This window comes from Cryobacterium zhongshanensis (genome assembly GCF_022760445.1).
In the GTDB taxonomy this organism is placed as follows: Bacteria; Actinomycetota; Actinomycetes; order Actinomycetales; family Microbacteriaceae; genus Cryobacterium; species Cryobacterium algoricola.
On record NZ_JALGAR010000002.1, the window covers coordinates 20,476 to 43,860 of the forward strand.

A 23,385-nucleotide genomic window follows, 5' to 3' on the forward strand; every position below is an offset into this window, starting at 1 on the left:
TGGCCACTATCTGTGGCCGGGAGGTCAGCCGAGGGGGATGCGGGTGTTGGTGACGGATGCCGCCGGCACGTCCCAGAGGGCGACCACCCGTTCGGCGAGCTCGGGTTCGAGGCCGTCGAGGGCGCGGACGACGAAGATCGCGGTCGCGGCGGTCTGGCCGCTCGGAAGGGCAGCCTTCGCGAAGCCGTGGCCGACGGCGCGGGTCCAGGTCTCGGCCGCCGACTTCGCCGCGGCGTAGTTGGCGCCGCCGGGGGTGGGGGTGCCCACCGAGACCGAGGAGACGATGGCGAGGCGCCCGGCCGGCGAGGCCAGCAGGTCGGCGTTGAAGGCGCGGGTCGTGTTGCGCAGCGTCGTGACGATATTCCGGTGCAGGAATGCCCAGTCCTCGTCGGACTGCCCGGCGAGCCCGCCGCCGCCGCGCCAGCCGCCGACGAGGTGGATGAGCCCGTCGATCATGCCGTGATCGGCATGGACGCGTTCGGCGAGGCCCGTGACGGCCGGGGGGTCGGCGAGGTCGCAGACGTAGGGGAATGCGCCGGGTACGCTCTCGACGAGCGCGTCGAGGCGCTGCCCGTTCGAGCCGACGACGATCACGCGGGCGCCGGCCCCGGCCAGCGCCGCGGACACCGCACGGCCGGCGGTACTCGTCGCGCCCGCGACGAGTACCGTGCGGCCGGCGACGGACCGGCGCGCGGCATCCACTGCTTCGGTCATCGTCGCCGGCCCAGCCCGGCCTAGTCGCGCCCGGTGATGCCGGCCGTCGACTCGATGACGGTCTTCATCTTCTTGTCGAGCGCCTCGAAGAACATCGAGAGCGGGAACTCGTCGTCGAGGACGAGGTCGGTGTACCCCTTCGGCGGCCCGGCGAGCACGTCGATGGGCAGCCCGCGCGCCCAGGTGGAAGCCGGGTTCGGAGTGAGCGTCTCGGCGACCATCGCGTATGCGGCGAGCCAGTGTGCCTTCTTCGGCCGGTCGATCGAGGCCCAGTAGAGCTCGTCGATCCGGGCTCCGAGGGCGATCACGACATCGGGGACGGCGTCCCAGTCGAAGGTGAGCGCCGTGTCCGTCCAGTGCAGCACATGGTGCTGGTGCATCCACGCGAACAGCAGTTGCCCGCCGAGGCCGTCGTAGTTGCGTACCCGGCTGCCGCTGATCGCGAACCGGAAGATCCGGTCGAAGATCACCGCGTACTGCACGAGGCTCGCGTGCCTGCGGGCCTCCGGGCTCGCGTTGTCGTCGCGCTCGATCGTCACGGCTTCGCGGAAGGCGGTGAGGTCGCAGCGCAGTTCCTCGAGGGAGTAGAGGAAGAACGGCATCCGCTGCTTGATCATGAACGGGTCGAAGGGGAGGTCGCCGCGCATGTGGGTGCGGTCGTGGATCAGGTCCCACATCACGAAGGTCTCTTCGGCGAGGTGCTGGTCCTCGAGCAGCAGGGACAGGCCGGCAGGTACCTCGAGCCGGGTGATGGCGGATGCCGCGCGCACGACCCTGCGGAACCGGGCGGCCTCACGGTCGGCGAAGATGGCGCCCCACGTGAACGTGGGGATCTCCCGCATCGCGACCGTCTCGGGGAAGAGCACCGCGGAATTGGTGTCGTACCCGGGCGTGAAGTCAAGGAACCGGATCGGCACGAACAGCTTGTTCGTGTATTCCAGCTCCAGCTCGGCGACGAACTCCGGCCAGATCACCTCGACGAGGACCGCCTCGACCAGCCGGTTCGTGCTGCCGTTCTGCGTGTACATCGGGAAGACGACGAGGTGACGGATTCCGGCGGCCCGGTGCACCTGGGGCTGGAACTGCATCAGTGAGTCGAAGAAGTCGGGCACGCCGAAGTCCTCGGTCGCCCAGCGGGCGAAATCACGGTCGAGCGCCGCGAGGTAGCCGGCGTCGTGCGGGAAGTGCGGGGCGAGTTCTTGAATGGCGGAGCGGATCGCGGCGACGTGGCCGGCGGCATCCGCCCGGTCGGTGGGCTCGGGGACCGAGCCGTCCTTCGCCTGGATGGCCTGCATCGCGGTTGCGGCCGCCTTGAGCCGGAGCCACTCCGACGACGTCGCGAGGTTCGCGGCGTCTTCGAGAACCTCGGGCTCACCGACCAGTGCTTCTGCAATGTAATTCGACATGGGAACCTCCCGTCCTCGTGAGTGCCGCGGTCGCGGCGGGGTGAACGCGTTTCTCGGCGCGCGCCCCCAGCGTATCCGGGGACAGACGGCGTTTTCATGCGGGCTTCCGCAGTGAATCGCTGTGTTCGGTCGGTTTCGCGCGTGAATATGCCGCGCCCGACCGGCCGGCGTCGGCCCCGGACGCTGGGGACGCGAGTCGGGTTGGCTCGTCATCTCGCTCGCGATGTCCTGAAACGATTCACGGTCCGTGCGCTCGTCGCGACGGCCTAAACCGGAGGTGAGATGTGCACAAAGATCGTGTACGTTGCTAATGATGTGTGAAAACCCACACGACTTTCTCAGCCGGCCCACACGGTCGCGCTGAGCCGTGCCACCGGAGACACACGTCCTTAATCCACACCCAAAGGAGTCCAAGGTGGCGTCGAAACCTGCTGCAGAGATTATTCAAAGTATCGGAGGTGCCGGAAACGTCGTGGGTCTGACCCATTGCGCCACCCGGCTCCGCTTCCAGCTCAAGGATGCATCCGGAATCGACCAGTCGGTCGTCGAGGCGATCCCGGTCGTTTTGGGCGCTGTCCCCCAAGCGGGCGAACGCTACCAGGTCGTCATCGGTGGAGCGGTTGAGACTGTGTACAACGACATTATGGCGCTGCCCGAAATGAAGCGGATCAGCTCCGGCGAAGCCGCCGCCGGTGACTCCGTCGCCGACATGAAGGCCGCCGGACGGGCACAGGGCCCGCGCGGCAAGTTCGCCTGGCTCGACACGTTCTTCGAGGTCTTGTCCGACTCGTTCCGCCCGATTCTCGGCGCCCTGCTCGGCGCCTCGCTGTTCATTACGTTCATGGCCCTGATGGCCACCCTCGGTGTCATTCCGGCGTGGAACGCCCCGGGCGTCACCCTCGACCCGTCCTGGCAGTTCGTGAACCTGATGTGGAAGGGCGTTTTCGTCTTCCTGCCGCTCATGGTCGCCTACAACGCCACCAAGAAGCTCGGCGCGGACCCGTGGGTCGGCTTCGGCGTCATGGCCGTCGTCATGCTCCCCGGCTTCACGTCCCTCGGCCTCACCGAGGGTGCGCAGACCGTCTTCGACGGCCACGCGACCATCGTGCAGGTCTTCGGCCTGCCGCTGACCGTGACCGACTACAGCTCGCAGGTGTTCCCGCCGCTGCTGATGGCCGGCGTGCTCGCGCTGCTGAACAAGGGCCTGAAGAAGATCATCCCCAGCAGCATCCAGCTGATCTTCGTGCCGTTCATCCTCATGCTCGTGATGATCCCGCTGACCGCCTTCCTGATCGGCCCGCTCGGCGTCTACGGAGGCGCCGCACTCGGCAACTTCCTCAAGTCGATCAATGACTTCTCACCGTTCATCTTCGCGGTCGTCATCCCGCTCGCCTACCCGTTCATGGTTCCGCTCGGACTGCACTGGCCGTTGAACGCGGTCATGCTGCTCAACATCCAGACCCTCGGGTTTGACTTCATCCAGGGCCCGATGGGCGCCTGGAACTTCGCGTGCTTCGGTGCAACCGCCGGTGTGCTCGTCATCGCCATCCGCGAACGTGACAAGCAGATGAAGCAGACCGCAACGGGCGCGCTCGCCGCCGGTCTCCTCGGCGGTATTTCAGAACCCTCCCTGTACGGAATCCACCTGCGCTTCAAGCGCATCTACCCGCGCATGCTCATCGGCTGCCTCGTCGGCGGTGTCATCATCGGAATCGGCGGTGGCGTGAAGACGAGCGCATTCGTGTTCACCTCGCTGCTGACCATCCCCGCGTTCGACAACATCCCCCTCTACACGATCGCCGTCGCCGCATCGTTCATCGTTGCGATGGTCCTCGTGATCCTCTCCGGTTACCAGACGCCCGAGCAGAAGGCGGCCGTTGTCGCCCAGGTCGAAGCCGATGACGCCGCAACCGCCAAGAAGGACGCGCACGCCGCATCCGTCGCAGCACCGGTTGTCGCCGGTACCGCAGGCGTCGCCACGGCAACTGCCGCAGCGACCAGCACCGGCACGGCCACCGCCGTCGCCACCCTGCTCGCCACGATCGGTTCGCCGGTCGCCGGTATCGTCGTTCCGCTCGCCGAGGTCCCAGACCCCGTGTTCAGCAAGGGAATCGTCGGCCCCGGCGTCGGGATCGACCCGACAGAGGACACCGTCTATGCCCCCGCGGCCGGCAAGGTCCTTGTCGCGCAGCCGACCGGTCACGCTTTCGGGCTGCTGCTCGACAGCGGCGTCGAACTGCTCATTCACGTGGGTATCGACACCGTGAACCTGGCCGGCAAGGGCTTCGACGTCAAGGTCGCCGCCGGCGACCGGGTCGAAGCCGGCACCCCGCTGGTCACCTTCGACCGTGCGGTCATCGAGGCTGCGGGCTACTCGCTCGTCACCCCGGTGCTCGTGACGAACGCCCGGAAGTTCGGGCCCGTCGAGCCGGCCGCCTCCGGCCACGTCCAGGTCGGAAGCCCGCTCCTGACCGTCGACGCGAAGTAGCGGTCGTCACTCGCTAGATCGCTTCACCGTTTGACCGCTTCACCGCACAAGGCGGGCGGAGAATCCTCTGCCCGCCTTGTGTTTTTTCAGTCAGGGGTGTTCAGGGGCGCTCGGGGGCGGATGCCGCGCGCAGCCGCCAGAGCGAGGTCACCTCTGCGGTCCTCGCCGCGTGCAGCGGGTCGTCGGCGTCGGCGGCCTTCCGGTGCACGGGCTTCGTGTCGAGGCGGGCGACGACCTCGAGACCGGCGTCGTCGAACTGGTCGAGCAGGGCGTCCCTCGATCGCAGGCCGAGGTGCTCGGCGATGTCGGAGAGCACGAGCCAGCCCTCGCCCCCGGGAGTGAGATGGCTCGCGAGGCCGGAGAGGAAGCCCTGCAGCATCTGCCCGTCCGGATCGTAGACAGCATGGTCGGTCGCGGTGACGGCGGCGCCGGGGATCCACGGCGGATTGCAGACGATCAGGTCGGCCAGACCCGAGGGGAACAGATCGATGTCCTCGATCGAGACCGTTTCCGTGAGGCCGAGCCTGGCCACGTTCTCGCGCGCACAGGCCAGTGCGCGCGGGGCCGTGTCCGTGCCGATCACGCGATCGAAGCCACGGCCGGCGAGGATCGCGGCGATCACGCCGGTGCCGGTGCCGATGTCGAAGGCGGTGCGCGAGGCATCCGCTGCCGCGTTCGCGGTCCCGGTCGCAGCGGTCGCGGCCGACGCGGGGAGCGGCGCGGCGAGCACGAGGTCGAGGTACTCCCCGCGCACGGGCGAGAAGACGCCGTAGTGCGCGTGGATGCTGCCGCCGAGCGCCGGGACATCGACGCCCCTGACCCGCCACTCGTGGGCGCCCATGACGCCGAGGAGCTCGCGGAGTGACGTGACCGTCGCGGTGCGGCCGGCCGGGCCGTAGGTCTCGAGGCAGGCGGCGCGGGCGTCTGGCGCGCGACGCAGGGCGATCGTGTAGTCGGCGTCGAGCGGGATCAGCACGAGGCCGAGTAGCCGGGCGCGCTCGTGGGCGTCGGCCCTGGTCCGCTCGAAGAGAGCCGCCGGGCCGCGGCGCGGCGGATGCGTGCGGCGGCGGGCGGTGTCGATGTGGTCGATGCGGCGGGCGAGCGCGCCGAGTAGCTGCCGGGCGTTCTGGAAGTCGCCGGCCCACAGCATCCCGGTGCCGGACTTGGCGAGGCGGTAGGCCGCGTCGGCGGTCATCCGGTCGTCGGCGACCACGACGGTCTCCGGGGCGGGCCAGTGGTTCTCCGAATGCCACCCCGTGAGCGGCGGCGACGGATGCGTGAGATCGGCGGGCTTCTGCGGCGTGCGGGACATGGGGTCCGCTCCTGTGACACGACACGTGGTGGCTGGGCCTCCGACGCTCGTGCGCGTGGGACGACACGGCCGGGCGGCGCCCGGCGGTCTTCCCTGAGTATCGCAGTACGAACCCCGAACGGGTACAGCGAACCCGGAAGTGAGACGGGCAGGGCTCTGTGCTCGGACCGGTCCCGGTCCCGCAAGCGGGGCCGGAACCGGGCCAGGCGCCGGCCAGGTCAGCCGTTGATGACCTGAGGCACGGAAACGCTCTTGAGCCCCTCGACGCCGAACTCGAGCCCGTAGCCAGAGCCCTTGACACCGCCAAAGGGAATCATCGGGTGCACGCCTCCGTGCGAGTTGATCCACACCGTTCCGGCCTGGATCCGCGCGGCAATTCCCCGGGCGGCCGCGGCATCCGCCGACCACACCGACGCGCCGAGCCCCACGTCGAGTCCATTCGCCAGGTCGATCACCTCGTCGAGGTCGGTGTAGCGCACGATGGGCAGGGCCGGACCGAATTGTTCTTCGATGACGAGCGGATTCTGTGGGTCGAGGTCGGCGATCAACGTCGTGGGATAGAAGTTGCCCACTGCCGTCCGGTCGGGATTCCCGCCCAGGAGGACCCGGCCGCCTCCGGCTTTCGCGGCCTCAACGAGACTGTCGACGACGTTCCACTGCATCCGGTTCTGCAGCGGACCGAGCACATTGGCTTCCACGAGACCGACACCCATCGGCGCCGCAGCGGCCACGTCGACCAGGGCCTCGCAGACGGCGTCATAGACGTCGGCGTGAACGTAGAGACGCTTGAGCGCTGCACAGGTCTGGCCGGTGTTGATGAAGGCGCCCCAGAACAGGTCGGGTGCGATCTTCCGTGCGTCGACGTCCGGCAGCACGATCCCGGCGTCATTGCCCCCGAGTTCGAGCGTGAGCCTGGCCAGGTTTCCGGCCGAGGCCTGGATGATCCGCCGCCCGGTCGCCGTCGAGCCCGTGAACATGATCTTGCCGAATGCTGGATGCGCCGCAAGAGCGGCTCCGACGTCGCCCGCGCCGGTCACCACGTTCAGCACCCCGGCAGGCAGCACCGTGTTCATGACGGCGATCAGCGCGAGGCCGCTGAGGGTGGTGTATTCCGACGGCTTGGCGATGACGGCGTTGCCCATTCGCAGCGCCGGCGCGATCTGCCAGATGGCGATCATCATCGGCCAGTTCCAGGGGGTGATCACGCCAACGAGGCCCACCGGGCGATAGTGGAGTTCGGCGTAGCTCGCGCCGTCGTCGATGACGGTCTCCTTGGGAAGTGGAATCGCGGCCGTCGCACGCAGCCAGGTCGCGCATGCCTGCACCTCGAACCGGGCGTTCGGCCCGTTGAGCGGCTTGCCCTGCTCGCGGGAGAGGAGTTCGGCCAGGGCCTCTGCCGCGCTGTCGATGGCGTCCGCGGCCAGGTTCAGGATCGACGTGCGGTCTTCGTCGGGTCGGGCGGCCCACGCCGGTTGCGCCGCTGTGGCGCGTTCGATGGCGTCCTCGAGGTCTGACACGCCCTGAACGGGTGCAATCCCGACTATCTCACCCGTCGCGGGGTCGAGCACCTCCCTGGTACCCCCTGCCTCCGGCGTGATGCGATCCAGCAGCGTCTGATAGTTCTCCATTGATCCTCCTCGTGACTGTTCGTCCAGCCTCACAGGCCCGGGCATCGGGGTCCTTGACCGTGCGCGCACAGCCCGTGGTCGTCTGCGCAGGACCGCATCCGTGCGTGGCGGGTTTCGCGGGGGTGTGAGAGCGTCGGGATGACGAGGGAGCAGCGGATGCCTGACCGAGACCAGACCGAACAGAGGCCGATCGAACGGGAGGAGTTCCGCCGCCGCGCCGCCAGCCTGCTTGCTCGGTTCCGGAGCCACACCGACGCCGATCCCGAGTGGACCTACCTGTCGCCCAGTTATGCACTCGTCGGACTCGACGAGTGGTCGATCGGAGACGGCGCGGCGGCCGATGTCGACGCGTGCATTCGCGATCTTCACCGGTCCGCAGCGCGGCGGGGCATTCAGCGCATCGTTGTCGAGGTGGTGGCGTCGGATGCCCCTGCGCTCGCCGCCTTCCGTGCCGCGGGCTTGCGGGACAGCTCCGTCTTCGCCGTCGCTTCGAGCGCGGGAACGTCGTCGGTGCGGGTCCAGGTCGACACGGTTCGCACGGCCGGGACCGAGGACCGGGCGACCATCGTGGCGCTCGCCCGCGAGGAGGCGCTCTTCCAGGCCGTATCGACCTCCGCCGGTACGTCTGTGCACCAGCCGGTCGCCCTGTTCGAGGCGCTCGCCGATGACTGGTTGGGCGACCTCGGCTCGACGACCGTGCTGGTGGCGGAGACGGGCCTCCCGACCGGGCGCCCGGAGATCCTGGGCCTCATGGTCGTGCAGGACACCGAGAGCGCCGCGTCTGAACGGGGTCTCGGGCTGCCAGAGCGTCATGGCTATATCGCCGTGGCGAGCGTGACGGCGACGGCCAGGGGCCGCGGAACGGGGAGTGCTCTCTTCGCCGCCGCCGAAGCCTGGTGCGTCGGACGCGGCCTGGACGCCATCGCCTTGGACTACATCGTCGACAATGCCGCTGCGCGCCCGTTCTGGTCGGCGCGTGGGTTCCGGCCCGTCGTGATCCGGCTCGCGATGCGGGTGGGCTGAGCGGCCTCGCTATCGAGTGCCGCCCAGCCCTCCGTCGTAGCGGGAAACGCTCAGGCGGCGGGGTCGAACTCGTCGGAATGCACTGTCACGCTGATGAGGCGACCGTGGGCGCCGAAGGTGAAGTGTGTCGGAACGGTGCCGGTTTCGTCGAGTCCGAACAGCACGCCGTGGGAACGGATCGCGCTGGCGTCGCGGTGGTCTGCGATGGTGATCGAGGCACACGGGATGACTTTTTCACGCCACGCGAACACATAGATGCCGGGGCGGATCTCCCAGACCGAATTCTCGTCCGTGTCCGCGAGGCCACGTTCCGGGCCCGCAAGGCATTGCCACGTGTACCACTGCGGCGAGAGGTAGACGTGCTCGTACGCGTGTTCGGGGCTGTAGATCCACTGGACCCTCCGGCCAATGAGCGCAGTCGTGGGCGCCGGGGCCGTCCCGGTCGCCGGGACGCCCTCGATGGTCATCGGGGTGAACGTCTGTGTGACGGCCGTGCGGCCGGGACCGGCTTCGCCGATCGTGCTCACGCCGGCGAGCGCGCGGCCGTGACGCAGGTCGATCACGAGGGAGACGGCCTCCGTCGGCAGGTGGGCATGGTGGAACTGGGCGAAATAGAGACCGTCGTCGACGAGGAAGGCCTCATACGGATCGTCCCCGGACCCGGCAGGGTAGGTGTCCGTGGCGCCGGGCTCGTAGCTCCAGACCACCCGGCCGTTGTTGAAACTGTGCCGGATCGTGGTCCCGCGCCCGTCGACGATCACGATGTCGCGGCCCTCAAGATCGCCCGTCGGCTCCGCCTTGTTGGCGTCGAACCCGGGAGCCAGGCCGTCCAGCGGCAGCCAGGTGGACGTGTCGGACAGGGTGTTGCTTTCGGTCATCGGTTCTCCAATTGTGGTGCGGTCAGTGGGAGCATGCGCAGGATCCTGCACTGCACGAGCAGGTGGCGGCGACCGCGCCATCCGGCAGGTCGAGCGCGGGGTTTCGGTCCAGGAAGCCGTACGGCTTGAGGAGGAACCCCGAGTAGTCGACCGGCATGATGGGCCAGTCCTCCGGGCGGGGAATGTGCGTGGGACCGAAGACGTGCCAGAGCACGATGTCCGTGCCATCGAGGTCGCGGTCGGCGGCGGTCCAGCTCGGCAGACCGGCCCCGCCGGCATGGGCATTGGGATAGTCGCCGGCAGGGAACCGTTCGGCGGCATCGAACGCGGTTCCCCACAGGTGCTTCGTGGCGAAAGTCGCCCGGCCGAAGACACTGGACTCCGGCTGCGCCATCAGCGTCGGGCCGCCCTGCGGAAGGAGGTGGTACGAGGTGGGCTTTCCGACCGCGTTGACACGTGATGCGCTGCTCACCTCCCAGACCCGTCCGAGGGCTGGAGCGGCGAGACGCTGCGCGTCGGACTCCCGGGACAGCTGTGTCGACGACCAGGTGAACGCGTTGCCGTACGGATTGTCCGGGCCCATCGGAACTCCGACGACGTCGATTTCGTGCAGGGTGTTGTCGTCGCCGTCGATCGCAACATCGAGCCGCGCGCAGAACAGGTGCTGGTGGACGGGCGCGAAGACACCGGGTGCTATCTCGGGGGCGTGCGGATTGTTCGACCCGGGGATTCCGGCACCGACGAAGACGATCCCGGTGGCCTTCGCCTCTACCTGGATGGTCCCGTCGAGATAGAAATACCAGAAGAAGCCGTAGTCGTAGTTTCCGATGGTCGCGAAGTACGAGACCACGAGCCGCCGCGATCGTCGCACTTCGCTCTTTCCGTCGAGATCGGTGTGCTTCCAGAGCACTCCGTAGTCCTCCTCATGCATGCAGACCACCTGGGGGATGCGGACCGGGTGGCCGTGATCGTCGGCGACGAAACCGTCGAAGTAGTGGATGACGCCCAGGCAGTCGCAGCCCAGGGCGAGGGTGTTCGCGTTCTTGCCCAGCAGGTATTCCCCGGCATCGAAGTAGCTGATCCAGAAGCGCGTGGGTGTGACATCGCCATAGGGCACCACCATTTCGGGCACGCTGCCGCGGTGCAGCACGGAGCGGTCTTCGTCCCCGTCACGAAAGGTGACTGTGTTGAGCACGAGTCCTTCGCGTCCGTTGAAGCCGACCCGGAACTTCCAGTTCTCCCATTCGACGGCGGAGCCGTCGACCCGGAAACTCGGCCCTTCCGGCTGGGTGATCTCGATCGGCTTGAGGCTTGTGCGGGCGGGACCGACGGTGGCTGCGTCGTAGTTGCCGCTCTCCATCGGAACCGGGACGTCGCCCTCGTCCTCGACCCGGATGACGCGCGCCGCTGTGAGGTCGATGTGCACGATGAGGCCCTCGACCGGGTGCGCCCAGGGGCTGTCCCCCGGCGCCAGCCGAAGGAAGGTGAGCGAGCGCACGACACGTCTCCCGATTTCGTCGGCGCGGCCGAAATATCCGGGTGCGAGCGGCGCGCAGAAGGCGAGGTCGATGTGCTCGGCGAGCCCCCTTCGTTCCATGGCGGCCCGCCATTCCGGCGAGGCCTGGGCGATGGTCGCAGCCGCGTCGTACTCCTCGAACAGGTACTGCGGCTGGCCGTACGGGGCCTCTCCGGTCGTGAGCGGCGTATGCGAGACGACGGCGGAACCGGTGATCGAAACGACGGCCTCCGCGGATGTCCCTGTCGCGGTATCAATCAGGACGACCAGCACGGAGCGAGCAACCGGGTCACCCCGGCGGAAGCCGGCGACGACGTCCTTGGTCGGCTCCACGGGAAGGAGGGAGGCGAAGCGGACCGACTCTCCGAGAAGACCGGCGTTCTCGAGCACGGTACGCGCGGCGGAGATCTCGTCGCCGGTCAGCGGATCGAGCGGGTGCCTCACGTCGGTCGGCGTGGTGCTCGTGGGGTGAAGACTATGCGTGTGCGACATGGAGTGGCCTTTCGGGATGCTCGATCCAGTATCCGGGCGTCGATTCGGATCGGGTTGACTGAGAGGGTGAAGTGGTTGCCCCTGCGCGACCAGCCGCTACGGCGCGTGCCACCTGCGGCTGCGCTGATCGTGAGGGACTGCCCGCCTATCGGGGTATCAGGGTGTACTTCGTCGAGAGGTATTCCTGAATGCCTTCGAGACCTCCTTCTCTCCCGAGCCCGGACTGTTTGATGCCTCCGAACGGTGCGGCCGCGTTCGAGATGGCACCCGTGTTCAGGCCCATCATCCCCGTGTCGAGACGGTCGATCATTCGCTGGCCCCTGGCCAGGTCGCGGGTGAAGACATAACTGGCGAGCCCGTATTCGGTGTCGTTGGCAAGGTCGACGGCCTCATCTTCGGTCTGGAACTCGACGATGGTGACGACGGGACCGAAAATCTCCTCCTGCAGGATCGTGCTGGTGCGCGGGACGCCGGTGAGGACGGTCGGAGCGTAGAAGCTGCCGGTGCGCCGTGGGCGGATGCCGCCGATCACCAGGCCGGCCCCGTCCGAGATCGCCGCGCGCACCAGGGAATCGGCCTTCTCGACGGCCTTGTCGTCGATCAGTGGGCCGATGGTCACGTCTGGTTCGGTGCCCCGGCCGACGATCATCGCGCTGACCCGGACGGCGAGACGTTCGGAGAACGTCCCTGCGATCGAGCTGTGCACGATGAACCGGTTCGCGGCAGTGCAGGCCTGGCCGGTGTTGCGGAACTTCGCCGCGATGGCGCCGTCGACGGCGGCCTCGAGGTCGGCGTCCGCGAAGACGATGAACGGCGCGTTCCCACCGAGTTCCATCGACGTGCGCAGCACGTTCTCTGTCGCCTGCTTCATCAGGGTCCGTCCGACTGCCGTGGAACCAGTGAAGCTGAGCTTCCGCAGGCGGGGATCGGCGATGATCGGTGCGGAGACCGCTGAGGATGTCGACGTGGTGAGCACGTTGACGACCCCGGCGGGCAGACCGACCTCGTCGAGCAGGGCGGCGAACATCAGCGTGGTGAGGGGAGTGAGCTCGGGCGGCTTGATGACGACGGTGCAGCCTGCCGCAAGAGCGGGGGCGATCTTCCGTGTCGCCATGGCCAGCGGGAAGTTCCACGGCGTGATCAGGAAGCACGGTCCCACCGGCCGTTGACTGATGACCATGGTGCCCGTGCCTTCGGGGTTCGAGCCGTAGCGGCCTGCGACACGCACGGCCTCCTCGCTGAACCAGCGCAGGAATTCGGCCCCGTAGCTGACCTCGCTGTGCGACTCGGCGAGCGGCTTGCCCATCTCCAGGGTCATGAGTAGGGCGAAGTCCGCGGATCGCTCGATCAGGAGGTCGAACGCGCGGCGCAGAAGCTCGCCGCGAACCCGGGGTGCGGTGGCCGCCCAGCCGTCGGCCGCGGCGACGGCTGCGTCCAGTGCCGCCGTTCCGTCATCGGGTTGCGCATCGGAGATGCGTTTCAACAGGCTTCCGGTGGCGGGGTCGAACACGTCGAGGGTTGCACCGTTCGAACTGTCTGCCCATTCACCGCCCACGAAGAGGCGGCTGGGGATCCTGGCGAGCAGCTCGGACTCCCGTGCGGCCTGGTCGCTGTGCCCGGCTGATTCGCTCACAATTGCGATCCCAGCTTGAAGCCGGCCGGCTCGTCGTCGATGCGGGTATAGGAGAAACCGTCGGCGCCGATGGTGACAGCGTCTTCACGGGCGTCGGTCCGCTGCTCCACGCCGCGGGGGACACCGTCCAGGTCGAGCACCGTGGAGGCGTTCGTGTACCAGCTCGGAACGACGGGGGTACCCCACCAGTCGCGGCGCTGGTTGTCATGGACGTCCCAGGTGATGGTGGGGTTGTCCGGGTCACCCGTGTAGTAGTCATGCGTGTAGATCTCGATCCGATGCCCGTCCGGGTCGAGCAGGTAGAGGTAGAACGCGTTGGAGACGCCGTGGCGGCCGGGGCCGCGTTCGATCTTGTCCGACTGGCGGATGGCGCCGAGGTGGTCGCAGAGGTGCAGGATCTGGCTGCGTTCGTGGGTCGCGAAGGCGATGTGGTGCATCCGCGGCCCGTCGCCCCCCGTGAGAGCGACGTCGTGCACCGTGGGCTTGCGGAACATCCAGGCGGCATAGACCGTCTTCTCGGCGTCTTCGATGTCTTCGGAAACGCGGAAGTTCAGTCCCTCGTAGTACTTCACTGCGGCAGGGACGTCTGGGGTGACGACATTGAAGTGGTCGAGCCGGGAAATGGCCCCGGCCCCATGCACGTCGTAGCGCTGGGTGAACCGTTCGACGTGTTCGGCGTCGTAGAAGAACTCGATGGGAAAGCCGAGGGGATCTTCGATGCGCACGGCTTCGCCGATCCCGCGGGTGGCGCCGGCCGCCCGTCGCTCGACACGCACTCCCAATTGCGTGTAGTACTCGACGGCCACGTCGAGTTCGCGGGGCGACCGCACCCGGTAGGCGAGAACCGCGAGGGCGGGAACCGGGCCTTTCCGGATGATCAGCGAGTGGTGCAGGTACTCCTCGAAGGCGCGGAGGTAGATGGCCTCGTCGTCTTCATAGGTGACCACGAGACCGAGGACTCCGACGTAGAAGGCACGCGATTCGGCCAGGTCGGAGACGATGAGCTCGGCGTATGCGCAACGAAGGACGTCGGGCGGGGTCGCCGCGGTGGCGGTGATGTCAGTCATGGTTTTCTCCTCATTGAGTGGGTGTGTGCTCGAAGGCACGATGGATCAGTCCGGGCGAGGCCGGTCGTCGTCGCCGGCCGTCCGGGTCAGGCCGACGTCGCACCGAACTTCGCGGTGTGCACGTCCCCGAGGGTGATGTGCACGGCCTGGGAATCGGTATAGAAGTCGATGGAGCGGTAGCCGCCCTCGTGGCCGAGACCCGACGACTTCACTCCGCCGAACGGGGTGCGCAGGTCGCGGACATTATGCGAGTTCAGCCACACCATTCCGGCTTCGACCGCGTGGGCGAAGGTGTGGGCGCGGGTCAGGTTCGAGGTCCACAGGTAGGCCGCGAGACCGTACTTCACGCCATTAGCCAGTTCTAGGGCTTCGGCATCGGTGTCGAACGGGGTGATGGCGACAACGGGTCCGAAGATCTCCTCCTGGAAGATGCGGGCTTCGGGCTTCACGTCGGCGAAGACGGTCGGCGAGACGTAGTTGCCCTCGGGCAGGCCGGGAGGCCGGCCGCCGCCTGCGAGGAGGCGGCCCTCGGTCTTGCCGATCTCGACGTAGCTCATCACCTTCGCGTAGTGCTCCGGGTGCACGAGGGCGCCGACCTCTGTGCGGGGGTCGTGCGGGTCCCCGACAATGATGTTTCGCGCCCTGGCGGCGTATTTCTCGAGGAACTCCTCGTAGATCGACCGTTCGACGAGGATTCGGGAGCCGGCCGTGCAGCGCTCGCCGTTGAGGGAGAACACACCGAAGAGCGTCGAGTCGATGGCGGCGTCGAGGTCGGCGTCGGCGAAGACGATGGCAGGGGACTTACCGCCGAGCTCCATCGAGAGCCCCTTGAGATTCGCGGCGGCGTTGCGGAAGATCGTCTGCCCGGTGGTGGTCTCGCCGGTGAACGAGATGAGGGGCACACCGGGGTGTTTCACCAGGGCGTCGCCTGCTTCTTCGCCCAGCCCGTTGACCAGATTGAACACGCCGTCAGGGAGACCGGCGTCCCGGAAGATTTCGGCCCACAGGCTCGCGGAAAGGGGCGTGAATTCGGCGGGCTTGAGCACGACGGTGCACCCGGATGCGAGCGCGGGGGCGAGTTTCCAGCTCTCAAGCATGAATGGGGTGTTCCAGGGGGTGATCAGGCCGGCAACGCCGATGGGCTTGCGGTTCACGTAGTTCACCTGGACGCCGGGAACCTTGTAGGTGTCGTCGGCCTGGGCAACGATGAGGTCGGCGAAGAACCGGAAGTTCTCGGCCGCCCGTTTGGCCTGGCCGAGTGCCTGGGTGATGGGGAGACCGGTGTCGAAGGTCTCGAGTTCGGCGAGCCGGGCGTCCTGTGCCTCGACGGCGTCCGCGATTCGGTTCAGGATGCGCGACCTGGCCCGCGGCGCGAGGCCGGGCCACGGCCCGGTCTGGAAGGCCTTCGTGGCTGCGGCGACGGCGAGGTCGACGTCTTCCTTCTGGCCGGCGGCGGCGGTGGCGTATGTCGTGTTCGACACGGGGTCGAGAACGTCGAACGTGGCTCCGGAGACGCTGTCGACGAAGTGGCCGTCGATGAAATGCTGGATGCGCGACGGCAGGTTTTCGGGGATGAAGTGCGAAGCCATGTTCAGCTTTCTGTCTGGGGCGAGGGGTGGACGGAGTGACGTGCCTGGAAGGCGAGGAAGGCGTCGAGGGTGCCGATTCGGTGGGCCCTGGCGGCCAACTCGATGGGGAGGGGGTCCCCGCCGGCTTCGATCCTTCGGAGCAGGTCTTCGTGCTCGACGACCGATTCGCGGGCCCGGCCGGGCACGAATCCGAATGTCGAGTCGCGGAGAGCGTTCAGCCGGTCCCAACCGCGGTGTACGAGATCGAGAAGGTGCGGGTTCGGGCACCGCTCGTAGAGCACGGAGTGGAATTCGGTGTTGAGGCTCGTGAATCGGTGCGGGTCGAAATGGTCGAGGCACTCGATCATTTCAAGATTGATGGCGCGGGCCCTGGCGATATCGTCCGCCGTCACCGAGGGTGCGGACAGCGCGGTCGCAGCACCCTCGACGAGGGCCAGCGTCTGCATCGTGAACTGGTATTCCGAATCGTCGAACATCGCAACCTGGGCGCCGACGTTGCGTTCGAAAGTCACGAGGCCTTCGGCTTCGAGCCGGCGAATGGCCTCACGGACGGGGACGACGCTGACGTCGAGTTCTTTCGCGATCTGCCCGAGCACAAGCCGGAAGCCCGGCGAGTACGAGCCGTCGGAGATGCGGGCCTTGATCCACTGGTAGGCGCGCTGGGACTTGCTCTGATCTTTCACCCTGCCTGTGGTCATCGCTGTCGGCTCTTCCATTCGGAGTACCTCACTTTCCATTCCGCGTTCAGGGGGAACAGGCCCTCGATGCGCTCGCCCGCACCGATCCGCTCTGCGATGAAGGACTCTTCGCGCTCCTGTTCGATCGCCGCGTCGACGACCTCGTCGACGAGATCGGGCGGGATGACGAGCAACCCGTCGGCATCGCCGACGATGACATCGCCGGGTTGCACCGCGGCACCCCCGCAGGCGATGGTCAGGTCGATGTCCCAGGGAACATGACGGCGGCCCAGGACTGCGGGATGAGCCCCGCCGTAGTACGTGGGTATATCGAGCCCGGCCACGATGGCGAGGTCACGCACTCCTCCATCGGTGATGATGCCGGCCGCCCCGAGCACCTGGGCGCGTAGCGCCAGGATGTCACCGACCGTGCCGCTGCCCAGTTCGCCGCGCGCCTCCATGACAAGGACGTCTCCGGGCTGCAGGGAGTCGACGACACGCTTTTGGGCGTTGTAGCCACCACCGTGGCCGGCGAAGAGATCCTCGCGGAGCGGGATGTAACGCAGGGTCCTGGCTCGCCCGACGAGACGTGTGGCCGGGCGGGTTGAGCTCAAGCCGTCGATCGACACGTTGTCCAGCCCGCGCTTGCGAAGCTGCACGCTCAGGGTCGCGGTCGAAACGCTGTTGATCTTCGCCTTCAACGCCTCAGTGAGATCGAACCCGGCCGGCGTGGGGGCGACGGCCTCGGTGCTGCCCCACGCTTCGGCGAGCTGGACGTCGTCGACCTGGGGCGGAGCGCTGAAGGGGGGAAGCGGGACGGTGCCCTCGACGACGTTCGTGATGAGACGTCCCGTGCTCGGTGCGCCGGGCGCGGTCGGCGCATCGACCTCGACCTCCACCGTGTCTCCGGGTGCGACAACGGACGCTCCGGCGGGAGTGCCCGTCAGGATGATGTCACCGGGTTCCAGGGTGAGGAGCTGGGAGAGGTCGGCGACAAGCTGTCCGAAGGGAAAGAGCAGGTCGTCGGTCGTGTCATCCTGAGCGAGTTCGCCGTTGACCCAGGTGCGGATGCGGAGTGCGGCGGGGTCGATCTCGGCCGCCGCGATGACGCCGGGGCCGAGTGGGGTGAAGCCGTCGCCGCCTTTCGATCGCAGATTCGAGCCCTTGTCGGCTTGACGCAGGTCGTAGACGCCGAAATCGTTCGCGGCCGTGACGCCGCTCACGGCTGCCCAGCCTTGCTCCGGGGTTGCCCGTCGCAGGGTCTCGCCGATGATCAAGGCGATCTCGCCCTCGAACGCCAGAAGTTCGGTCCCGAGCGGTCGTTCAATGCTGCCGCCCGATGCCGCGACCGACGTCGCCGGCTTGAGGAAGTAGGACGGGAAGGACGGTGTCCTGCCTCGTTGGGCGGCGCGGGAGGGATAGTTGATGTGCACGGCGATGATCTTGCCGGGGCTCCCGGGTGTGAACGGCGTTGTCGGCATGGGTTGTCCTGTCTCTCGGGGCGACAATATCACAGAAGATATACGATCTGCTACAGTAGTTTTCACTGCCAGACCGAGGTCACGGCCGGTACCGTCACTGGACCGCCCGTCGCCCAGGAATCCAAAGAAGGATGTCATGCTCGATCCCGAGGTCATCGCCCGCATTGCCGACGAACTCGTCGACGCGGCCGCCACGCGAGTGCCGGTCAAGCTGCTCACCGCCCGATATCCCGGCATGACCATAGACGATTCCTACGCCGTGCAGTCGCTCTGGCGGGAGCGCAACGAGAGGGCCGGGCGGACGCTCGTCGGTCGCAAGATAGGCCTGACCTCGCGAGCGATGCAAATGGCGACGGGAATCACCGAGCCTGACTACGGCATCATCTTCGACGACATGGTGTTCGAGACCGGTTCGGTCCTGCGGTGGAGCGACTACGCGAACCCGCGGGTAGAGGTCGAACTCGCGTTCGTACTGAACCGGAGGCTCGAGGGTCCCGGTTGCACAATCTTCGACGTCCTCCGGGCCACCGAATATGTAGTTCCCGCCCTCGAGATCCTGGATTCGAGAATCGAGATGGATGGCCGCAGCATCGTCGACACCATCAGCGACAATGCCGCGATGGGCGTCATGGTCACGGGCGGGAGACCGGTTCGCCCGCACGACGTGGACCTGCGGTGGATCGGAGCCATGCTCTACCGGAATCAGACGATTGAGGAGACCGGCGTATCCGGTGGGGTGCTCAACCACCCGGCCTCGGGGGTGGCTTGGTTGGCCAATAAGATCTCGGCCCACGGAGCCGTCCTGGCGGAGGGCGAGATCATCCTCGCCGGCTCGTTCACCCGCCCGATGTGGGTCTTTGAGGGCGATACGGTCTTCGCGGACTACGGACCATTGGGGACGATCACGTGCCAGTTCCAGTGAACGCCGTCACCGGCTTCAGCGCTGCCCTCGCAGACGCGACGCGCCCCCTCGTCGGGATGTGGGCCTGCAGCGGCAGCCCGCTCGTCGCAGAAATCTGCGCCGGCTCCGGCCTGGACTGGCTGCTCATCGACGCCGAGCACAGCCCGAACGGCCTCGAGTCACTGCTCGCCCAACTCCAGGCGGTCGCCGGCTACCCGATCGTCCCCGTCGTCAGGCCGCCTGTCCTCGACCCCGTCATCATCAAGCAGTATCTCGACCTCGGAGCACAGAACCTGCTCATCCCGATGGTCGACACCGCCGATGACGCCCGGCTTGCCGTCTCCAGCATCCATTACCCGCCCCGCGGGATGCGCGGAGTCGGATCGGCCCTCGCCCGGGCATCCCGCTGGAATCGCATCGACAACTACCTCGACCGCGCCGGTGACTTCCTCTCCGTCACCGTCCAGATCGAATCGACGACGGCCGTGGCCAATCTGCGCGACATCACCGCAGTGGACGGCGTCTCAGCCGTCTTCATCGGTCCCAGCGATCTCGCAGCCTCCATGGGGCTCCTCGGTCAGCAGGACCATCCCGACGTCGTCGACGTCGTCGAACGCTGCATCCGGACTGTCGCTTCGTTCGGCAAACCTGTGGGCGTGAACGCATTCGCGGAGCCGCTTGCTCGCCGGTACCTCGCAGCCGGAGCCGATTTCATTCTCGTCGGGGCCGACGTCGCCCTGCTGGCGCGGGGGTCTGAGCAGCTCGCGACGGCATACATCAACGACGCGGAGAACACCCGTCCAGGGTCGGCGCCGACCCAATCGTACTGAGGCACCTGGCGGCCCGGCGATCGCCGCTCCCCGAAACACCACCCTGAAAACCATCCGAAGCCCCACAGAGAAGTGAGGAATGCCGTGCAATTCCACCACAACGGATACGTGTCCACAGATCCGCGAATCCAACCAACAGCGGGGGTCGGCATTGTTCGGCCTGACGCGCTTCCCGAGAATGTCGACGTGCTCATCGTCGGAACCGGTCCGGCGGGCATGATCACCGCCGCCCAGCTGTCCCAGTTCCCCGGCATCACGACACGCATCGTGGAGCGGCGGGGCGAACGCTTGGCCATCGGACAGGCCGACGGAATCCAGGCCCGCAGTGTCGAGACCTTTCAAGCGTTCGGTTTCGCCGATCGCATCATCGCCGAGGCCTACCGGATCACGGAGATGGCCTTCTGGAAGCCGGACCCCAGCGATCCGGCCCGCATCGTCCGAACAGCACGGGCCGTTGATGATCCTTCGGGCATCAGCGAATTCCCGCACCTCATCGTCAACCAGGCCCGGGTGTTGGACTATTTCGCCGAAGTGATGGCCAACGCGCCGACCCGCCTGACGCCGGACTTCGGTTGGGAATTCCGCAGCCTCAGCACCTCCGGTACCGGCGACCACCCGGTCGCGGTCACGCTCGTGCACACGAACGGTGATCGGCAGGGTCAGGAACAGACCGTCCACGCCAAATACGTGATCGGCGCGGATGGCGCGCGCAGCCGGGTGCGCGACGCGATCGGCTGCACGCTGGCCGGCGACCAGGCGTTCCATGCGTGGGGCGTCATGGACGTTCTCGCGGTGACCGATTTTCCGGACATTCGCATGAAGTGCGCGATCCAGTCGGGGTCCGGCGGCAATATCCTGCTCATTCCCCGCGAGGGTGGATTCCTGTTCCGCATGTACGTCGACCTGGGTGAAGTGGCGTCTGATGACGCCGGGGCCGTGCGGAAGACCGCTCTCGACGAGATCATCGCGACGGCGAACGACATCCTGTACCCGTACACGCTCGACGTGAAGGACGTGCCCTGGCACAGCGTGTACGAAGTCGCTCACCGTCTCACTGACAGGTTCGACGACGTCCTCCCCGAGGAGATCGGCACTCGGACGCCGCGGGTCTTCATCATGGGTGATGCGTGCCACACGCACAGCGCCAAGGCCGGCCAGGGCATGAACGTCTCCATGCAGGACGGCTTCAACCTCGGCTGGAAGCTGGCCCACGTGCTCGAGGGCCGCAGCCCGGAAAGCCTACTCAGCACGTACTCGGCTGAGCGCCAGACGATAGCCAAGGACCTCATCGACTTCGACAAGAAGTGGTCGACCCTGATGGCGACGAAGCCGGAGGATCTCACGAACCCATCGGAACTCGAGGATTTCTACACGAGGACTGCCGAGTTCCCCGCCGGCTTCCGGACGACGTACCAGCCCTCGTTGATCGTCGGCGGCGCTCGCCACCAGCGACTGGCCCCCGGCTTCCCTATCGGGAAACGCTTTGCCTCCGCGGTCGTGGTTCGCGTCGCCGACGCCAACCCTGTTCAACTCGGACACCACCATCGGGCGGATGGGCGTTGGCGCCTGTATGCGTTCGCCGATGCCGGCGCCGCCGGCGAGGCCTCGGCCCTCACTCACTGGGCGCACTGGCTGCGGACGGCTCCCGACTCGCCCCTCCTCGTCCATACGCCGGTCGGCGGCGACCCTGACAGCGTCTTCGACGTCAAAGTGATCTACCGGCAGGCGCACAGCGAGGTCGATCTCGGCCGGGTTCCCGAGGTCTTCCTCCCCAGGATCGGTCGATACGGGTTGACCGACTATGAAAAGGTCTACTCTGCAGCGCAGGATCAGGACGTCTTCGAACTCCGCGGACTGGGCGCTTCCGGCGCCGTCATCGTCGTCCGCCCGGACCAGTACGTGGCCGACGTGCTGCCGCTCGAGGGGACCGGTGAACTGGCGGCGTTCTTCAGGCCGATTCTGTTCGCCGTGTAGGGAAAGGCGGGCGGTCGGGCGGTCCGTCCTCAGAATGGGCCGTCCTGCCGCCGACAGTCACTCCGTGGCGGCTCGGGCGCGGCACTCACTCGGCGCGTAGCCATAGCAGGCCTTGAACACCCGGCTGAAGTGCGCGGCATCCACGAAGCCCCAGCGGGCCGCGATCGCGGCGACCGGGCGGTTGGCGAGATGCGGGTTGACGAGATCGCGGTGACAACGGTCCAGTCTCTTCGCGCGGATCCACGTCGACACGGTCGTGCCCTGTTCGTGGAACATCCCGTGCAGGTGCCGCGTGGAAATGAAGTGGGCGGCAGCTATCTGTCCGGGACCCAGGTCGCTCGACGCGAGATGTTCGTCGATGTATCCGTGGATGCTCTGCATGAGCTCGCGGTGCGGGTCACGCACCGCGACACCGGTATCGAGCTCATTGGCGATCATGGTCGTGACCAGGTCAAGGGCGCTGCGGGCCAGGCGCGATCCTCCTGGGGCGGTCAGCACCTCGAGGTGGTCGGAGAGCTGGCTGAGGAACGGGACGACGAGGCTCCCGACGCCGGCGCCACCGGAGATCCTGACCGCGGTGAGCTGCCCGACGGCGTGGGAAGGCAACTCGATCAGATGCTTCGGGAACATCATCACCATCGTGCGGAACGCGCTGTCGAAGGCCAGGGAATACGGCCGGTTGGTGTCGTAGACGGCGAGGTCGCCCGGCTGCAGCAGGACTTCCCGGTTGTCCTGGATCAGGATCCCCGATCCCTCGAGCTGCAGGCTGAGCTTGAAATACTGTCGGTTGCTCCGCGCGATCAGTTCCGGCGTGCGTTCGACGACGTGCCCCGCCGCGTTGACCTCCGAGACGTGCAGCTCGTCGACATCGACCGACCGGATGCTGCCCCAGAACGGATCGGGGTCCTCGCACGTCGTGTTGAGGGGCACGAAGGAGTTCGACACGTCGGCGCGGAAGTCACCGAAGGACTTGGACACCGCCGCGGTGACGCGTCGGGGTGCGTGGCCGGCAGCTGTACTCATGGAGAACCGCCTCTGCAGGATCAGGGAACCGTGGCGACATCGACGCGGTCCGTTCCGGTATGTTAGCAATTCCGCGGGCACGGGTCGAGGTTTTCGCTCTGGGACAGCGTTCGCGCGTTCGCGGAACAGTCCTCTTGGTGATCGATGCGTAGCGTGTGACGGATGATGGCACTCTCGCTCAACGGCGCTGCCGCCGCGTTCGCGGTGTTGCTGACGCTCGGGGGCCTCGGCTGCCACCTGGCGCTGCCCAGGCGGTCGCGGCATGACGGGGCGGGGATCTTCGCGTCCGTGGTCGCGGGTGTGTCCACGCTGGACATGGTGTGTCCGGGTGTGTCCCTTCTGCCGCCGCTGCTCTGGGCGCCCGGTCTTCTGCTGGTCGGACTCGTGCTCCTGTTGTCGAGAGGTTCCCGGGTCGATATCGCTCTCGATTCTGCGGGTCTCATCCTGATGGGTGCGTTGTGGCTCATGCCGGTGGGCCATGCCGCGACACATCCAGGCTCCGTGTCGTCCGCGCCGCAGGGCCACCACGCGGCCGCGCTCGTCGATCCGGCGCTCGCAGTCGCCGTTCTCTGCATCCTGTTCCTGGCCGCCACGATTGCCGTCTGCGTTCGAACGGGGACAAGCGGGCACCCCCGACGCTGGGGACAGGCGATGATGGCCGGTTCCATGGTCGCGATGGCCGTCGCGATGGCGTCATGAGGCAGGCCAGGGTGGAGCCCCGTTCTTCGACTCACTATCGAGGTTGCGTGTTCC

18 protein-coding genes are annotated in these 23,385 nt (G+C 67.2%); 6 read left to right on the forward strand and 12 right to left on the reverse strand.

Going from position 1 to position 23,385, the window contains the following annotated elements:
* Positions 1–24: 24 nt before the first annotated feature.
* The gene (locus MQH31_RS08670; RefSeq protein WP_243011712.1) at positions 25–714 is read right to left on the reverse strand and encodes an SDR family oxidoreductase; all 690 of its coding nucleotides are present in this window, start codon (positions 712–714) and stop codon (positions 25–27) included.
* 20 nt (positions 715–734) lie between these two features.
* Complete coding sequence (locus tag MQH31_RS08675; RefSeq protein WP_243011713.1) at positions 735–2,120, reverse strand: DUF6421 family protein; 1,386 nt, start codon at positions 2,118–2,120, stop codon at positions 735–737.
* Between the two features lie 472 nt (positions 2,121–2,592).
* On the opposite strand from MQH31_RS08675, the gene MQH31_RS08680 reads away from it, so the two are divergent.
* Positions 2,593–4,608 carry a glucose PTS transporter subunit IIA gene (locus tag MQH31_RS08680; RefSeq protein ID WP_372488133.1) on the forward strand — a complete coding sequence of 672 codons (2,016 nt, stop codon included), beginning with the start codon at positions 2,593–2,595 and terminating at the stop codon, positions 4,606–4,608.
* 100 nt (positions 4,609–4,708) lie between these two features.
* On the opposite strand, the gene MQH31_RS08685 is transcribed toward MQH31_RS08680, so the two are convergent.
* Both MQH31_RS08685 and MQH31_RS08690 read right to left on the reverse strand, forming a co-directional pair.
* Entirely contained in the window at positions 4,709–5,920 is a 1,212-nt protein-coding gene (locus tag MQH31_RS08685; RefSeq protein WP_243011714.1) for a methyltransferase, read from the reverse strand.
* 218 nt (positions 5,921–6,138) lie between these two features.
* Positions 6,139–7,548: an aldehyde dehydrogenase family protein gene (locus MQH31_RS08690; protein ID WP_243011715.1), complete on the reverse strand. Its 1,410-nt coding sequence runs from the start codon at positions 7,546–7,548 to the stop codon at positions 6,139–6,141.
* 156 nt (positions 7,549–7,704) lie between these two features.
* Between MQH31_RS08690 and MQH31_RS08695 the strand changes: the two genes are divergently transcribed.
* Entirely contained in the window at positions 7,705–8,571 is an 867-nt protein-coding gene (locus MQH31_RS08695) for a GNAT family N-acetyltransferase (RefSeq protein ID WP_243011716.1), read from the forward strand.
* 50 nt (positions 8,572–8,621) lie between these two features.
* On the opposite strand, the gene MQH31_RS08700 is transcribed toward MQH31_RS08695, so the two are convergent.
* The 7 genes from MQH31_RS08700 to MQH31_RS08730 form a co-directional block, all read right to left on the reverse strand.
* A complete protein-coding gene (locus MQH31_RS08700) occupies positions 8,622–9,449 on the reverse strand; it encodes a molybdenum cofactor biosynthesis F family protein (protein ID WP_243011717.1) in 828 nt (275 codons plus the stop codon).
* Between the two features lie 22 nt (positions 9,450–9,471).
* Entirely contained in the window at positions 9,472–11,457 is a 1,986-nt protein-coding gene (locus MQH31_RS08705; protein WP_243011718.1) for a primary-amine oxidase, read from the reverse strand.
* 145 nt (positions 11,458–11,602) lie between these two features.
* Positions 11,603–13,099, reverse strand: a complete 1,497-nt coding sequence (locus MQH31_RS08710) for an NAD-dependent succinate-semialdehyde dehydrogenase (protein ID WP_372488147.1) — start codon at positions 13,097–13,099, stop codon at positions 11,603–11,605.
* Complete coding sequence (gene hpaD, locus MQH31_RS08715; protein WP_243011720.1) at positions 13,087–14,157, reverse strand: 3,4-dihydroxyphenylacetate 2,3-dioxygenase; 1,071 nt, start codon at positions 14,155–14,157, stop codon at positions 13,087–13,089. The genes MQH31_RS08710 and hpaD overlap by 13 nt, the downstream gene beginning before the upstream one ends.
* A gap of 86 nt (positions 14,158–14,243) precedes the next feature.
* On the reverse strand, positions 14,244–15,746 hold the full coding sequence (hpaE, locus tag MQH31_RS08720) for a 5-carboxymethyl-2-hydroxymuconate semialdehyde dehydrogenase (RefSeq protein ID WP_243011721.1): 1,503 nt from the start codon (positions 15,744–15,746) through the stop codon (positions 14,244–14,246).
* Between the two features lie 2 nt (positions 15,747–15,748).
* On the reverse strand, positions 15,749–16,444 hold the full coding sequence (locus MQH31_RS08725) for a GntR family transcriptional regulator (RefSeq protein ID WP_243011722.1): 696 nt from the start codon (positions 16,442–16,444) through the stop codon (positions 15,749–15,751).
* Positions 16,441–17,904: a fumarylacetoacetate hydrolase family protein gene (locus MQH31_RS08730; RefSeq protein WP_243011723.1), complete on the reverse strand. Its 1,464-nt coding sequence runs from the start codon at positions 17,902–17,904 to the stop codon at positions 16,441–16,443. The genes MQH31_RS08725 and MQH31_RS08730 overlap by 4 nt, the downstream gene beginning before the upstream one ends.
* Before the next feature lie 136 nt (positions 17,905–18,040).
* Here MQH31_RS08730 and hpaH point away from each other — a divergent pair, with 136 nt between their 5' ends.
* The 3 genes from hpaH to MQH31_RS08745 all read left to right on the forward strand — a co-directional run bounded on the left by hpaH (position 18,041) and on the right by MQH31_RS08745 (position 21,609).
* Positions 18,041–18,826, forward strand: a complete 786-nt coding sequence (hpaH, locus tag MQH31_RS08735; RefSeq protein ID WP_243011724.1) for a 2-oxo-hept-4-ene-1,7-dioate hydratase — start codon at positions 18,041–18,043, stop codon at positions 18,824–18,826.
* Positions 18,811–19,635: an HpcH/HpaI aldolase family protein gene (locus MQH31_RS08740; RefSeq protein WP_243011725.1), complete on the forward strand. Its 825-nt coding sequence runs from the start codon at positions 18,811–18,813 to the stop codon at positions 19,633–19,635. Before hpaH ends, MQH31_RS08740 begins: the two co-directional genes overlap by 16 nt.
* 84 nt (positions 19,636–19,719) lie before the next feature.
* Complete coding sequence (locus tag MQH31_RS08745) at positions 19,720–21,609, forward strand: FAD-binding monooxygenase (RefSeq protein ID WP_243011726.1); 1,890 nt, start codon at positions 19,720–19,722, stop codon at positions 21,607–21,609.
* A gap of 57 nt (positions 21,610–21,666) precedes the next feature.
* On the opposite strand, the gene MQH31_RS08750 is transcribed toward MQH31_RS08745, so the two are convergent.
* Positions 21,667–22,632 (reverse strand): AraC-like ligand-binding domain-containing protein, encoded by a 966-nt coding sequence (locus MQH31_RS08750; RefSeq protein ID WP_243011727.1) that lies wholly within the window; start codon positions 22,630–22,632, stop codon positions 21,667–21,669.
* Between the two features lie 162 nt (positions 22,633–22,794).
* On the opposite strand from MQH31_RS08750, the gene MQH31_RS08755 reads away from it, so the two are divergent.
* Complete coding sequence (locus MQH31_RS08755) at positions 22,795–23,331, forward strand: hypothetical protein (RefSeq protein WP_243011728.1); 537 nt, start codon at positions 22,795–22,797, stop codon at positions 23,329–23,331.
* Positions 23,332–23,385: the final 54 nt, after the last annotated feature.

Coding starts and splice junctions, on each gene's coding strand:
- MQH31_RS08700 (WP_243011717.1), bottom strand. CDS start 9,449: ATGACCGAAAGCAACACCCTGTCCGACACGTCCACCTGGCTGCCGCTG.
- MQH31_RS08725 (WP_243011722.1), bottom strand. CDS start 16,444: ATGACCACAGGCAGGGTGAAAGATCAGAGCAAGTCCCAGCGCGCCTAC.
- hpaE (WP_243011721.1), bottom strand. CDS start 15,746: ATGGCTTCGCACTTCATCCCCGAAAACCTGCCGTCGCGCATCCAGCAT.
- MQH31_RS08755 (WP_243011728.1), top strand. CDS start 22,795: ATGATGGCACTCTCGCTCAACGGCGCTGCCGCCGCGTTCGCGGTGTTG.
- MQH31_RS08690 (WP_243011715.1), bottom strand. CDS start 7,548: ATGGAGAACTATCAGACGCTGCTGGATCGCATCACGCCGGAGGCAGGG.
- hpaH (WP_243011724.1), top strand. CDS start 18,041: ATGCTCGATCCCGAGGTCATCGCCCGCATTGCCGACGAACTCGTCGAC.
- MQH31_RS08685 (WP_243011714.1), bottom strand. CDS start 5,920: ATGTCCCGCACGCCGCAGAAGCCCGCCGATCTCACGCATCCGTCGCCG.
- MQH31_RS08705 (WP_243011718.1), bottom strand. CDS start 11,457: ATGTCGCACACGCATAGTCTTCACCCCACGAGCACCACGCCGACCGAC.
- hpaD (WP_243011720.1), bottom strand. CDS start 14,157: ATGACTGACATCACCGCCACCGCGGCGACCCCGCCCGACGTCCTTCGT.
- MQH31_RS08750 (WP_243011727.1), bottom strand. CDS start 22,632: ATGAGTACAGCTGCCGGCCACGCACCCCGACGCGTCACCGCGGCGGTG.
- MQH31_RS08670 (WP_243011712.1), bottom strand. CDS start 714: ATGACCGAAGCAGTGGATGCCGCGCGCCGGTCCGTCGCCGGCCGCACG.
- MQH31_RS08730 (WP_243011723.1), bottom strand. CDS start 17,904: ATGCCGACAACGCCGTTCACACCCGGGAGCCCCGGCAAGATCATCGCC.
- MQH31_RS08695 (WP_243011716.1), top strand. CDS start 7,705: ATGCCTGACCGAGACCAGACCGAACAGAGGCCGATCGAACGGGAGGAG.
- MQH31_RS08675 (WP_243011713.1), bottom strand. CDS start 2,120: ATGTCGAATTACATTGCAGAAGCACTGGTCGGTGAGCCCGAGGTTCTC.